This window comes from Halomonas lysinitropha (assembly GCF_902500215.1).
Lineage (GTDB): Bacteria > Pseudomonadota > Gammaproteobacteria > Pseudomonadales > Halomonadaceae > Halomonas > Halomonas lysinitropha.
This window is the reverse complement of record NZ_CABVOU010000039.1, coordinates 323,071-336,730: the sequence shown is the minus strand read 5'-3', so window position 1 is coordinate 336,730 and position 13,660 is coordinate 323,071. Positions and strand designations below refer to the sequence as shown.

Here is a 13,660-nt window from a genome sequence, read left to right as displayed (position 1 = left end):
GTCGTGGGAATTCACAGGGGCTCCGTGGCTGTTCGGAAGCCTGGCATTCTACGCCAAGGTGGCGTCGTCCTCAGCACGAACCGTCTTGGTGCGCTACCAGCAGCCCGTCCAGCACGCGCTCCAGCTCCGGGGCGGGCATGGGATGAAAGAAATAGAACCCCTGGACCAGGTCGCAGCGCATCTCCCGAATCAGGGTGAACTGCTCAAGGTTCTCGACCCCCTCGGCCACGACCTCGAGCCCCAGACGATGGCCGATAAAGATCGCGGCCTCCATGATCGCCCGATCCTCGGATTGGTCCGGAGCATCCCGCACGAAGGTCCGGTCGATCTTGAGCGCCGTGACCGGGAAGTGCTTGAGGTAGCTCAGCGACGAGTAGCCAGTACCGAAATCATCGATGGCAATGCGAAAGCCCAGGTGATGGAGCCGTTGCAAGCCCTCCAGCACCCTGTCGTCGGCTTCGATCAGCACATTCTCGGTGAGCTCGAGACCGATATGCCGCGGTCCCAGATCATAACGCGCCAGGCAATCCTCGAAACGCTGGAATACGTCGCTCCGGCTCATCTGACGGCCGGAGAAATTGATATCGATGCGTTCGATGGCCCGGCCAGCGTCTCGCCACTGAGCACGCTGATGGCAGGCGGTCTCCATGACCCAGTCACCGAGACGATGGATCAGGTCGGAGCGTTCGGCGAGGGGAATGAACTCGGCCGGGGAGACCGGCGCCCCGTCCGCCGGCTGCCAGCGAAGCAGCGCCTCCAGGTTCTCGATGCGACCACTCCCAACGGCTACCTGCGGCTGGTAGTGCAGCGAGAGCTCTTCACTGTCCATGGCCCGCTCCAACCGGTCGACAAGGCGATGCTGGTGGAGCAACTCGTCGTGAAGCTGCTGATCGAAGAACCACACGCTGCCGCGACCATCCAGCTTCGCTCGATTCTTGGCGACATCAGCATTGCGTATCAGCTCCCGCGCCGTATTGCCGTTATCCGGATAGAGACTTACGCCCAGGCAGGCCGACACCTGGCGCCGCGAACCATTCATCAAGAAGGGAGCCCTGAGGACCTGCTGGACCTTGTGCACCAGTTGCGGAAGCACATCCTCGCGCTGGAACCCCGGGAAGGCGATCACGAACTCGTCGCTGGAGAGCCGAGACATCAAGTCGGAGGATCGCGTCGCAAGGTAAAGCCGCCGAGTCAACTCGATCAGCAATCGATCACCCTGTTCATAGCCGAGGGCATCATTGATGTCCACGAAGTGATCGATGTCGAGATAGACAAGGGCTAGCCCAACGCCCTGTCGGCGACAGTCGGCGATGGTCTCATCCAATCGTGCCTCGAAGGTCTGACGATTGGGCAAGCGGGTCAGTGAATCAAAGCGTGTAGCGAAATCCAGTTCGCGATTTGCTCGCTTCTGATCCGAGAGGTCCACATCGATACAGAACATCAGGGGATTGTCGGTGTGTTCGGCGAGCATGACGTGATGAGAGAAGACCGGAACGAGTTCCTCGCTCTTGTGCTGGAGCTCGAGCTCCTCGGCGGGAATTTCTACCCCCTCCCTCAACCAGGCCCCGTGCGCCTGAATCACCAGCTCCCGCATCGGCGCGGGAATGATCAACTCTTCCAGCAGCTGGCCCTGGGCCTCCGACGCGGCATAGCCATAAAGCCGGGTGCTGGCCTCGTTCCAGTAGATCACACGACGGTCACGATCATATCCCTGGACTGCCACCTTGGGCAGACTCTCCAGCAGGGCCCGGAAACGCTGCTCGCTCTCCAGATACTGGCGGCGAACGACCCCGATGTCGTCAGCAACGCTATCGTCCTGGACATCGGGTTTTCTGGCTCTGAGCTCTTGCCACCGACGCGCCAGCCAGTGTCGGAAGCCGGTATCGCGACCGCCCATTGAATCCCTCATCTTCGGAGGACGATGTGGCTCTTCATCAAGAAGCGGGCTGAACCCCGCGTGTGACATCGAGAAGTCTCATCCTACACGCATAAGTCATGCATGCCGATGGCGGCAAGGCACCGAGCATTATGCTGGTTAACCACCACAAGCCCGAGGCAGGCGAGCGACGAGAATCGCTGCTCACTCTCTGCAACAAGACGCCCCCCGAAGGATTCTCCGGGGGGCGTCATGCTGAACGACGGGCCGAACCCGCGGGCCGAAGCCTTACTGACGGATGCCTTCGAAGGTCACATAGAGCTCGAGCTCATGCATCACCTCGGGGAAGTCGCTCATGTCGATACCGAAGTCGGCCAGCGTCAGCATGGTAGTCCCCTCGAAGCCGGCACGATACCCGCCCCACGGGTCCTCGCCCTCCCCCACCAGGACGACCGGCATCTCGATCTCGTTGGTCTCGCCGTGCAGGGTGAGCTCGCCGGTCAGCACGCCCTCGTTGTCCCCGGTCGGTTCGAAATCCATGGACGTGAAAGTGGCAGTGGGGTACTGGCTGGCATCAAGGAAGTCATCGCTCTTGATGTGCTTGTCACGCTCGGCATGGTTGCTGTTGAGACTGTCGACCTGAACCTCGATCCCGGCGCTGGAGGCCTCCAGATTATCGGGGTCATAGCTGAAGGTGCCGGAAAATTCCTCGAAGCTGCCGAGGATATAAGAGAAACCCAGGTGGCTAATCTTGAACTGCACGAAGGCATGCTGACCATCATCGGTATCGATGACGTAGTCGGCGGCCTGAGCCTGACTGATGCCCATCAGGGCGACGGCACTCAGGGCGGTGGCAATAGCGGTCTTCTTGATCATGTATTTCTCCTTCGGGTCGTGTCGGGAAAATATCGCCTCAGGGACGACGGGAACGGCGCGGGTCGACCATACGCATCAAGACGTCGTTTCGATCAACCCAATGGTGTTTCAGAGCGGCCAGGGTATGTCCCGCCGCCAGCAGGATAAGGGCCAGGGCGCTGTACCAGTGAACCTGGCCAGCCACGGTAGCTTGATTGGGGAGGTCGCTGATCAGGGCGGGCACCACGAAAGCATCGAATACGCTGATGCCCTTGCCATCAGCGGTCGAGATCAGGTACCCGCTGACCAGCACTACCAGCATCAGCACGTAAAGACCGATGTGGCCGAAATGCGCGGCCAGGCGCTCGAGGGGATGCCCCCTCTCCACCGGCACAGGATTGGCAAAGCGCCAGACCACACGTAGCAAGGTGGCGAAAAGCAGCAACATCCCAACGGAGCGATGCCACCAGGGCCCCAGGTTGTACCAGCTGTCATAATAGCCGAGCCCGGTCATCCACCAGCCCAGGGCAAAGAGGCCGATAATGGCCAGGGCACTGATCCAGTGCAGCAGGATGCTGACCAGCCCCCAGCCGCTATGGGTGTTCTTCCACATGATCCGGTGCCTCGGTCCGCCTCGTATCGATGACGACAGCTTACCGCAGCGTATTATCGGCATCCGCTGAAAAAAGCCGAACGCACCGTTCGGAAAAACCACATGCCCCCCGCCACGCCAGGGATGGCAGGGGGCAAGGTAAGCCACGGCGAATCGAGCTCACACCAGAGCGTCGAGCCCCCGGGCCAGGTCGGCGCGGATGTCTTCCATGGCCTCCAGGCCGACCGCCACTCGAATCAGCCCTTCGGTAATGCCGGCGACATCCTTCTGGTCCGCCGACAGGCGCCCATGGGTGGTGGTAGCGGGATGGGTGATGGTGGTCTTCACGTCACCCAGATTGCCGGTGATGGAAAGCAGCCGTGTCGCATCGATGACTGACCAGGCGGCCTCGCGCGCCCCCTTCACCTCGAAACCCAGCACCGCCCCGAAGCCCTGCTGCTGGCGGCTGGCAAGCTCGTGCTGCGGATGCGTGGTCAGGCCACTGTAGTAGACCTTCTCCACGGCGGGATGTCCCTCCAGCCACTCCGCCAGGATGCGAGCATTCTCGCCGTGAGCCCGCATGCGAAGGTGGAGTGTCTCCAGGCCCTTGGTGAAGATCCAGGCATTGAAGGGGCTCAGGCAAGGACCGCAGGTGCGTACCACACCGAACACCTCTTCGAGTTCCTTGTCGCGCCCCACCACGGCACCTCCGATCGCCCTGCCCTGGCCGTCCAGGTACTTGGTGGCGGAGTGGATCACCAGGTCGGCGCCCAGGGCAATCGGCTTCTGCAGCGCCGGGGTGAGGAAGCAGTTGTCAATAGCCAGCCAGGCGCCGTGGCGTCGAGCGATCCTGGCCAACTGCGCAATATCCACCACTTCGGAAAGCGGGTTGGACGGCGTCTCGGCAAACAGCAGCCGGGTGGCCGGGGTCATCGCCGCTTCCCAGGCCTCGAGGTCGGACAGTTCCACGTAGCGCGTGGTGATGCCCAGCTTGCTGAGATACTTGTCGAACAGGCTGACCGTGGAACCGAACAGAGAGCGCGAGGCCACGATCTCGTCGCCGGCCTTGAGTAGTGCCAGCGCGGTGGCCAGGATCGCCGCCATGCCCGAACTGGTGGCCACGCAACGCTCACCGCCCTCCATGGCCGCCAGGCGCTGCTCGAAGGTGCGCACTGTCGGGTTGGTGAAGCGCGAGTAGACATTGCCCGGTTCCTCGCCACTGAACTTGGCCGCCGCCTCGGCGGCGCTGCCATAGACAAAGCTCGAGGTCGGGAAGATCGGCTCGCCATGCTCCTGTTCATGGGTACGCTGGTGACCGGCACGGATTGCCAGGGTTTCCAGTGCCCACTCCTGCTGTGGTGTCTGATCCTGCTGCATGACCTGCCTCTCAGTCGTCGATGTCATCTTCCTGATTGTGCATCCCCACCAGGGCATGGTCGCCGGCGCTGCGCTGCTGCTTGGCATCGTCGCTGCGTGAGGCCTCGAGGGCCGACAGGTAACGCTCATCGATATCACCCGTCACGTACTTGCCATCGAACACCGAACAATCGAAGGTCTCGAGCTCGGGATTCACCTCGCGGCAGGCGGCCTGCAGATCGTCGAGGTCCTGATAGAAGATCCGGTCTGCGCCGATCAGCTCCCCCACCTCGGCCTCACTGCGTCCGTGGGCAATCAGCTCGCTGGCGGCTGGCATATCGATGCCATAGACGTTGGGATAGCGCACCGGAGGAGCGGCCGAGGCGAAATAGACCTTGCGCGCACCGGCCTCGCGGGCCATCAGAATGATCTGCTTGCAGGTGGTACCGCGCACGATGGAGTCATCCACCAGCAGCACGTTCTTGTCCTTGAATTCGATGCCGATGGCATTGAGCTTCTGGCGCACCGACTTCTTGCGCTGGGTCTGGCCTGGCATGATGAAGGTCCGGCCGATATAGCGGTTCTTCATGAAGCCCTCGCGATAGGTCACGCCCAGGTGTTGGGCCAGCTCCAGTGCCGAGGTACGCGAGGTATCGGGAATGGGAATCACCACGTCGATATCATGCTCCGGCCATTCGCTCTGAATACGGTCCCCGAGCTTGCGGCCCATCTGCATGCGGGTGCCATAGACATAGGCGCCATCGAGAATGGAGTCGGGACGCGCCAGGTAGACATGCTCGAAGATGCAGGAGGTCAGCCGCGGATGGTCGGCACACTGCTGGGTATGGATAGTGCCGTCCATGTCGACGAAGATGGCCTCCCCCGGGGCCAGGTCACGGTGCAGCTCGAAGCCGCCGACGTCGAGGGCTACCGACTCGGAGGCGATCATCACTTCCTGCCCGTAGCCTTCGTCGCGCGTACCGAACACCACCGGACGAATACCATTGGGGTCACGGAAGGCCACCAGCCCCACGCCGTTGATGATGGCCACCGCGGCATACCCCCCTCGGCAGCGACGGTACACGCGTCGCACCGCATCGAAGATGTCACCGGGTTCCAGGTGCAGACCCTGCTTGCCGAGTTCGTGGGCAAAGACGTTGAGCAGCACTTCGGAGTCGGAGCTGGTGTTGATGTGGCGAAGGTCGGAGGAGAACAACTCCTGCTTGAGCTGATCGGAATTGGTGAGGTTGCCGTTGTGGGCCAGCGTGATGCCGTAAGGGGAGTTCACGTAGAAGGGTTGAGATTCCGCCTCGCTGGAGGAGCCTGCCGTGGGGTAGCGCACATGGCCGATGCCCAGATTCCCCTTCAGACGCGTCATGTGCCGAGTATGGAAAACGTCCCGCACCAGGCCGTTGCTCTTGCGCAACAGGAAGCGGCCCTCGTGCCAGGTCATCATGCCGGCGGCATCCTGTCCGCGATGCTGGAGCACCGTCAGGGCGTCATAGATCCCCTGGTTCACCGCCTGCTTGGCCATCAGGCCCACGATACCGCACATTCCACCTTACCTCGCTCGCTCGGAACTTGCTTCAAAGAGTCAGGACGGGTCGCGATACGCCCGTCCGAAATGCATCTGTCAGGGATCCGTCGCCTCTTCGGCATCTGCCGGCGCCGTCTCGGCGTCGTTTACCGGTGCCTGCTCGGAACGCGGCAGAGAGAGCTCGCGCAGCGCATCGGGCGTCTCGGGCAGGCCTCCTTCCCATGCCTCGAGGTGACTCACCGCCCAGTCGCGCAGCTGCTCGAAGGTGGGCCGCAGCTCAGCGTCCTGCCAGGCCTGAAGCTTGGCCAGCGGCGTCAGGCTGAGGAGGATGGTCGCCAGCACCAGGATCGCCGCGCCCTTGGCCATGCCGAAGGCAGCGCCGGTCACCCGATTCAGCAGCCCCATTCCGACCCACTCCACCGCCGCATGCACCCCACGGATGATGATGCCGCAGAGCAGGATGACCGCGAAGATCACCAGCACGAAGGCCAGCACCAGGCGTCCATCCGGATTGTCGATAATGCCCGAGAGCAGATTCGCCACCGGCTCGGCGAGTAGCCGCGCGGCCAGCAGGGCGATGATCCAGGCCGCCAGCCCCAGGGCCTCGCGGACCAACCCGCGCAGGAAACCGGTCAGCCCGGTCACCACCAGCACCGCCACGAAGAGCCAGTCGATCCAGGTCAGCGCCATGCTCAGTTACCCGCCCGTACCAGCAGGCCCTGGAGATTGGACTCGGCCTTGAGTTCTGCCATCACCTCCTCGCCTTCACTGGAAGTGGCGTAGGGTCCGACATAGACGGTAGTCAGGCCGTTGTCACGGACGCGGCTATAGACGGGCAGGCCCTGTGCGGCCAGATTCGACTCCAGACGCTCGGCATTGGACGGCTCCCCGAAGCTGCCCACCTGCACGGCCCACTCGCCCTCCGGAGCCGCCTCGGGCGGCTCGCGGTTCGCCTGCTCGGCCTGGCCAGACAGACGCTCGTCGGCGGCGCGGGCCAGCTCGGCAATGGGGTCATCGCTGGGCGCTGCACGCGTCTCGGCGGGCTCGGTATCAGAGGGCGCGTCGGAAGGCGATTCGGCCACGACCTCCACCGCCTGCTCGGCCTCCGGTTCAACCCGCGACTCCGTGGCCTCCTGTCGAGACGACGATGTCCCGCTGGGCGACTGGATCTGCCCGAGGCTCGCCGGGGGCTCCGGGTCGGGCACGTCACGACGCTCGACCTCCACCGGCTGCTCGATGGTCATCACCGGCTGAGGCCGCTCGCTGCGCGGTGCCGGCTCGTCGAACAGCATGGGGACGAAGATCACCGCCAGGGCAATCAGGATCACTGCTCCACTGAGGCGTTCTCGCATTCCGTACTTCATCTCGCTCCCTCGATGACCTTGTCTTCCCCTGCAGTCTGATCCGTCGCCTGGCTCATCGCCAGCCGCCATTCCAGCACCTCGGCCACGGTGAAGAAGGAGCCGCAGACCAGCACCCGATCCTCGGGTAGAAGCCGAGCTGCCAGCCACTCGGCCGCATCGACCGGCGAGCTGCCGCGGTATCCCACCTCGCCGCCGTGAAGCGCCAGACGCTCGGCCAGATCATCCGCGCTGCGGGCACGCTCCCCCGCGAGACTCGCTGGCACCCAGACATCCACCACCGGCGCCAGGGCACTGATCACGCCATCGGCATCCTTGTCGGCGAGCATGCCCAGCAGGCCGTAAGTGCGACCCGTACAGGGCCGCGCCGCCAGGCGCGTGGCCAGGTAGTTGGCGGCATGGGGGTTGTGGCCGACATCCAGGCACCACTGCCCCAGCCACTGCATGCGGCCCGGCAGCTCGACGCCGGCCAGTGCGCGGCGACAGGCAGGCGGGTCCAGCTCGATGCCGACCAGGGTCAGCGCCTGCAGGGCCGTGGCGGCATTGTCCAGGGGCAGGCCGGGGTCGGGGAGATCGGTAACCGGGGTCTGAACCCAAAAACTACTAAAGCGCCAGCCCGGGCCCTCTCCCTCGCGGCGGAAGGCCTCTCCCAGGGCATGGACATCGGCGCCAAGCTCCGTGGCCACCTGACGCACGCTGGCGGGCAGCATCGTGCTGCCCAGCACCGCGGGCCGACCGGCCCGCAGAATGCCGGCCTTCTCGCGGCCGATGCCCTGCAGGTCGGTGCCGAGGAAAGCCGCATGGTCCTGGGCCACGGTGGTGATCACCGCCACATCGGGGTGGATGACGTTGACCGCATCCAGCCGACCACCGAGCCCCACCTCGAGGATAGCCAGGTCTACCTGCCCCCTGGCGATGACCCACAGCGCCCCCAGGGTACCCACCTCGAAATAGGTGAGGCTGACGGGTTCGCCTTCCCACCGCGCCAGTTCCACCGCCTCGAACCCGGCGATCAGAGTTGCGTCGTCGGCCTCCTGGCTGTCGAGACGCAGGCGTTCGTTGTAGCGCAGCAGATGGGGCGAAGTATAGGCCGCCGTGGAGAGGCCATGAGCACGGGCCAGCGCCTCGAGCATGGCCACGGTCGAACCCTTGCCGTTGGTACCGGCCACGGTGATGACCCGCTCGCACAGCGGAGCCTCGAGGAGCCCCATGCGGCGAGCGACCTCGGCCACACGCTCGAGGCCGAGGTCGATACCGACCGGGTGGGTCGTCTCCAGCCGGGCCAGCCAGGCCGGAAGCGTATCGGGAAGGGCGTGATCGCTCATGCCAATCGATCAGCGCGCGGGATCGGGACGCTCGCCGTCCTGCTCAGCATCAGGGTCGGCCTCCGGCTCGGCGTCCAACGGGCTGGTCGACGACTGGGCCGCTTCCTGTTCGGCCTGCTCGGCGGCCTGCACCAGATCGGGCTCGTCAGTGACGGGAGCTTCCTCGCCGGCCACGGGCCAGTGAGTCAGCTTGCGCAACACGCCACCCAGCCGCTCGCGCATCTCCCCGCGAGACACGATCATGTCCACAGTGCCGTGCTCGAGCAGGAACTCGCTGCGCTGGAAGCCTTCCGGCAGTTGCTCGCGGACCGTCTGCTCGATGACCCTGGGGCCGGCGAAGCCGATCAGCGCATTGGGCTCGGCCACATTGAGATCGCCGAGCATCGCCAGCGACGCCGAGACACCCCCGAACACCGGGTCGGTCAGCACCGAGATATAGGGCACGCCGGCCTGCTTGAGCTTCTCCAGGGCCGCCGAGGTCTTGGCCATCTGCATCAGCGAAAACAGCGCTTCCTGCATCCGTGCGCCGCCGGAGGCGGAGAAGCAGATCAGCGGAATGCCCTCTTCCAGGGCAACAGTCGCGGCACGCACGAACTTCTCGCCCACCACGGCGCCCATGGAACCGCCCATGAAGGTGAACTCGAAGGCCACCACCACCACCGGCAGCCCTTCCAGGGAGCCGCGCATGGCGATCAGCGCATCCTTCTCCCCGGTCTCCTTCTGGGCCGCCGCCAGGCGGTCCTTGTACTTCTTGGAATCGCGGAACTTGAGGCGGTCCACCGGCTCGAGGTTGGCGGCGATCTCCTCGCGACCCTCCTTGTCCAGGAACCAGTCCAGCCGCTTGCGCGCGGTCAGGCGAAGATGGTGGTCGCACTTGGGGCAGACGTTGTGGTGCTTCTCCAGTTCGGGAAGATAGAGCACCGCCTCACACTTGGGGCACTTGCGCCACAGGCCGTCAGGCACGCTTGCCCGGCGATCCTTGCGCTGGATGCGGCCCACCGAGGGCACGATCTTGTCTAGCCAGCTCATGTCAGAAACACTTCCGTATAGGCTGATGCCCTCGGCGGCGCCGGGGGCGGGATCGATTCGATTGGCGACGAGCCCGGATCAGGCGTCCAGCGCCTGGCGCATCTCCCCCAGCACCGCCTTCAGCGCGGCCGGGATCGCCTCGGGGCGTTCGGCATTCTCGGCAACGCGATTGATGAGCGCGGAACCGACGATCACGCCGTCGGCCACCTTGCCTACCTCGGCCGCCGAGGCCCCATCGCGGATGCCGAAACCCACGCACAGCGGCAGATCGGTCATCTCGCGCAGCGGCGCCAGATGCGCGGCCACATCCTCGGCATTCAGGGTCGCCGAGCCGGTCACGCCCTTCAGCGAAACATAGTAGATGTAGCCCTCGCCATGGGCGCATATTGTAGCGGCCCGGGCCGGCGAAGTGGTAGGGGCGACCAGGAAGATCGAGGCCAGCCCGCGGGCCTTGAGCAGCGGACCGACATCGTCGGCCTCCTCCGGCGGCATGTCGACGATCAGCACGCCATCGACGCCGGCCTCGGCCGCCTGGTCGGCGAAGGCCTCGAGGCCGATGCGCTCCACCGGATTGAGGTAGCCCATCAGCACCACCGGGGTCTCGCTGTCGGTCTGGCGGAATTCGCGGACCATCTCGAACAGGTGGGAGAGCCGCACGCCGTGCTTGAGGGCGCGTTCGCAGGCCTTCTGGATCACTGGCCCGTCCGCCATGGGGTCCGAGAACGGCACCCCCAACTCGATGACATCCGCCCCCGCCTCCACCAGGGTGTGCATGAACCCCACGGTGTGCTCGGGTGCCGGGTCGCCGGCGGTAATATAGGGAATCAGCGCACGGCGCCCCTGGGCCTTCAGCGCGGCGAAGCGTTGGTCGATACGATTCATGGTCTGGGCCGTCATCAGAATTCAATCCCGTCGATCTTTGCCACCGTCATGATGTCCTTGTCACCGCGACCGGAGAGGTTGATCACGATGTTCTGGTCGGGGCGCATGGTCGGCGCCAGCACCTTGGCATAGGCCAGGGCATGAGCCGTTTCCAGCGCCGGCATGATGCCCTCGACGTGGGTCAGCTCGCGGAAGGCCGCCAGCACGTCATCGTCGTTGGCGGCCACGTAGTTGACCCGCCCCACGTCCTTCCACAACGCGTGCTCGGGGCCGACGCCCGGGTAGTCCAGGCCCGCCGAGACCGAGTGGGTATCGGAGACCTGGCCGCCCTCGTCGGACATCAGGTAGGTGCGGTTGCCGTGCAGTACGCCGCGAGGTGCGCCGGAGGCCAGGGGCGCGGCATGGCGGCCGGTCTCGACGCCATCGCCGCCCGCCTCGACGCCATACATGACGACATCATCGTCCTCGACGAAGGGATAGAAGAGGCCCATGGCGTTGGAGCCGCCGCCCACGCAGGCGATCAACGCATCAGGCAGCTTGCCGAACTCCTCGAAGGACTGGCGGCGTGCCTCGCGCCCGGCCACCGCGTTGAAGTCGCGCACCAGCATGGGATAGGGATGGGGGCCGGCCACGGTGCCAATGATGTAATAGGTGGTGTCGACGTTGGTCACCCAATCGCGCAGCGCCTCATTCATGGCGTCCTTGAGCGTGCGAGTGCCGGATTCCACCGGGATGACGTTGGCCCCCAGCAGGCGCATGCGATAGACGTTGAGCTTCTGGCGCTCCACATCCGCGGCCCCCATGTAGACATCGCACTCCAGACCCAGCCGCGCGGCCACCGTGGCAGATGCAACGCCGTGCTGCCCTGCCCCGGTCTCGGCGATCACTCGCGGCTTGCCGGTCTTCTTGGCAAGCAGCGCCTGGCCGATGGTGTTGTTCACCTTGTGGGCGCCGGTGTGGTTGAGATCCTCGCGCTTGAGCCAGATCTGTGCGCCACCGAGCTGCTTCGACCATCGCTCGGCATGATAGAGCGGTGACGGGCGGCCCACGAAATGGGCCAGGTCATAGTCGAATTCCGCCAGGAAGGCCGGGTCTTCACGAAGACTCAGATAGGTCTTCTCCAGCTCATCCAGGGCGAAGCTCAGGGTCTCCGAGACGAACCGGCCGCCATAGGCACCGAAATGGCCGCGGGCATCCGGCAGTCGGGTCAGGTCACTGAACTTGCTCACGAAAGACACCTCACAGGGTCGCCAGAAGGGATGTAGGGGAAACAGGGTGAAGCGAAGGGCTCAAGCACCGCAACGCGCGTCATCAGCTCGGCGCACGGCCCGCAGGAAGGCCGTCATGCGCGCACTGTCCTTAACGCCGGGGAACACTTCGATGCCACCGGAGACATCCACGGCAAAGGGAGACACGGCCGCGATCGCCTCGGCCACATTGTCCGGCATCAGGCCTCCGGCGAGGATAACAGGTTTTGCCAGACTTGCGGGGATTCGCGACCAGTCGAAGGTCTCGCCGGTGCCCCCCGGCACGCCCGGCCGGTAAGCGTCCAGCAGCAGCGCCTGTGCCCCGCCATAGGTCTCGGCGGCGGCGTGCAGGTCGAGGCTATCGCGCATGCGCAGTGCCTTGATCCAGGGACGGCCGGCGGCAAGGCAGGTGTCGGGAGACTCGTCACCATGAAACTGCAGCAGATCCAGGCAGGGCGCGCAGCGCTCTATCCAACCGTACTCGGCGTCGACAAACAGCCCGACCCGGGTGACAAAGGCCGGCACTCGGGCGGTCAGCTCGACAAGACGCGTTGCGTCCACGGCGCGCTTGCTGCCCGGCCAGAGCACGAAACCCAGGGCGTCGGCGCCCGCGGCCACGGCGGCATCGACATCCTGGGGACGCGTCAGGCCGCAGAACTTCACGCGGGTACGTCCGGTCATGTCGCCTCCTGGCTGGCGGCCACTGGTCTGCCTCGTCGAAACTCGACCATCGGGCAGTCGGGAAGCGCTCGCTCGCCGGTCCATTCGCCGAGGAAGGCCAGCAGGTTGGGGCCCAGCGGTTCGCGAGGCAACCCCCAACACTCGTCGTAAAGGGAGTCGACGAAGTGCAGGCCGCACGCGGGGGCGGTGACATCGGCAAGCCGACGGTTCTTCAGCGCCATGAGCTCGCCCAGATAGTCTTCGCCGCGCTGGCCGCGCCCCACCGTGACCAGGGCACCCACGATATTTCGGATCATGTGGTGCAGGAAGGCATTGCCCTGGACGTCGATGACCACCAGCGGGCCGTGGCGGTGCACCTCAATGAAGTGCAGGTGGCGCCAGGGGGTCTTCGACTGGCAGCCGGCGGCACGGAAGCTGGAAAAGTCATGCTCGCCCACCAGGGCCTGGGCGGCGCGGTGCATGGCCTCGGCGTCCAGCGGATCGCGACACCAGGTAACGTTGGCGCGCTCCAGCACCGGACGGCTAGGCTGATTGAGCAGGATATAGCGGTAGCGGCGAGCCAGTGCCTTGAAGCGGGAGTGGAAGGTCTCGGGTACCTCCTTGACCCAGCGCACGGCGACATCGCGCGGCAGGTTGGCGTTCACACCAAACACCCAGGCCTTCTCGGAGCGCGGCACCGGCGGATCGAAGTGGATGATCTGGCGAGTGGCATGGACACCGGAGTCGGTGCGTCCACTGGAGTGGACACGCACCGCCTGACTGGCCACCCTGCCCAGGGCCTTCTCAAGCGCGCCCTGCACCGAGGGCGCCTGCTTGAGAAACTGGAAGCCAGAGTAAGCACTGCCGTCGTACTCCACCCCCATGGCCAGGCGGCCGGCCAAGGGGCGGTGTTCATCGAGAGCTCGGAAAAGGGTCATTC

13 protein-coding genes are annotated in these 13,660 nt (G+C 65.0%); all 13 read right to left on the bottom strand.

The window, feature by feature from the left end; genetic code table 11:
• Window positions 1–70: 70 nt before the first annotated feature.
• The 13 genes from HALO32_RS13240 to truA all read right to left on the bottom strand — a co-directional run bounded on the left by HALO32_RS13240 (window position 71) and on the right by truA (window position 13,658).
• On the bottom strand, window positions 71–1,897 hold the full coding sequence (locus HALO32_RS13240) for a putative bifunctional diguanylate cyclase/phosphodiesterase (protein WP_151444340.1): 1,827 nt from the start codon (window positions 1,895–1,897) through the stop codon (window positions 71–73).
• 267 nt (window positions 1,898–2,164) lie between these two features.
• The gene (locus HALO32_RS13235) at window positions 2,165–2,752 is read right to left on the bottom strand and encodes a YceI family protein (protein ID WP_151444338.1); all 588 of its coding nucleotides are present in this window, start codon (window positions 2,750–2,752) and stop codon (window positions 2,165–2,167) included.
• Window positions 2,753–2,789: 37 nt separating this feature from the next.
• Window positions 2,790–3,344, bottom strand: a complete 555-nt coding sequence (locus HALO32_RS13230) for a cytochrome b (RefSeq protein WP_151444337.1) — start codon at window positions 3,342–3,344, stop codon at window positions 2,790–2,792.
• Between the two features lie 159 nt (window positions 3,345–3,503).
• Window positions 3,504–4,700 carry an O-succinylhomoserine sulfhydrylase gene (locus HALO32_RS13225; protein ID WP_151444336.1) on the bottom strand — a complete coding sequence of 399 codons (1,197 nt, stop codon included), beginning with the start codon at window positions 4,698–4,700 and terminating at the stop codon, window positions 3,504–3,506.
• 10 nt (window positions 4,701–4,710) lie between these two features.
• Window positions 4,711–6,234: an amidophosphoribosyltransferase gene (purF, locus tag HALO32_RS13220; RefSeq protein WP_151444334.1), complete on the bottom strand. Its 1,524-nt coding sequence runs from the start codon at window positions 6,232–6,234 to the stop codon at window positions 4,711–4,713.
• A gap of 78 nt (window positions 6,235–6,312) precedes the next feature.
• Window positions 6,313–6,906, bottom strand: a complete 594-nt coding sequence (locus HALO32_RS13215) for a CvpA family protein (RefSeq protein ID WP_151444331.1) — start codon at window positions 6,904–6,906, stop codon at window positions 6,313–6,315.
• Window positions 6,907–6,908: 2 nt separating this feature from the next.
• Window positions 6,909–7,568, bottom strand: a complete 660-nt coding sequence (locus HALO32_RS13210) for an SPOR domain-containing protein (RefSeq protein WP_225810000.1) — start codon at window positions 7,566–7,568, stop codon at window positions 6,909–6,911.
• 8 nt (window positions 7,569–7,576) lie between these two features.
• Window positions 7,577–8,902 carry a bifunctional tetrahydrofolate synthase/dihydrofolate synthase gene (gene folC, locus HALO32_RS13205; protein ID WP_151444329.1) on the bottom strand — a complete coding sequence of 442 codons (1,326 nt, stop codon included), beginning with the start codon at window positions 8,900–8,902 and terminating at the stop codon, window positions 7,577–7,579.
• Between the two features lie 9 nt (window positions 8,903–8,911).
• Window positions 8,912–9,931, bottom strand: coding sequence for an acetyl-CoA carboxylase, carboxyltransferase subunit beta (gene accD, locus HALO32_RS13200; protein WP_151444327.1), 1,020 nt, complete (start codon window positions 9,929–9,931; stop codon window positions 8,912–8,914).
• A gap of 78 nt (window positions 9,932–10,009) precedes the next feature.
• Entirely contained in the window at window positions 10,010–10,813 is an 804-nt protein-coding gene (gene trpA / locus HALO32_RS13195; protein WP_151444562.1) for a tryptophan synthase subunit alpha, read from the bottom strand.
• Between the two features lie 14 nt (window positions 10,814–10,827).
• Complete coding sequence (gene trpB / locus HALO32_RS13190) at window positions 10,828–12,042, bottom strand: tryptophan synthase subunit beta (protein WP_151444325.1); 1,215 nt, start codon at window positions 12,040–12,042, stop codon at window positions 10,828–10,830.
• Between the two features lie 60 nt (window positions 12,043–12,102).
• Window positions 12,103–12,741, bottom strand: a complete 639-nt coding sequence (locus HALO32_RS13185) for a phosphoribosylanthranilate isomerase (RefSeq protein ID WP_151444323.1) — start codon at window positions 12,739–12,741, stop codon at window positions 12,103–12,105.
• Window positions 12,738–13,658 carry a tRNA pseudouridine(38-40) synthase TruA gene (truA, locus tag HALO32_RS13180; protein WP_151444322.1) on the bottom strand — a complete coding sequence of 307 codons (921 nt, stop codon included), beginning with the start codon at window positions 13,656–13,658 and terminating at the stop codon, window positions 12,738–12,740. Before truA ends, HALO32_RS13185 begins: the two co-directional genes overlap by 4 nt.
• Between the last annotated feature and the right edge of the window lie 2 nt (window positions 13,659–13,660).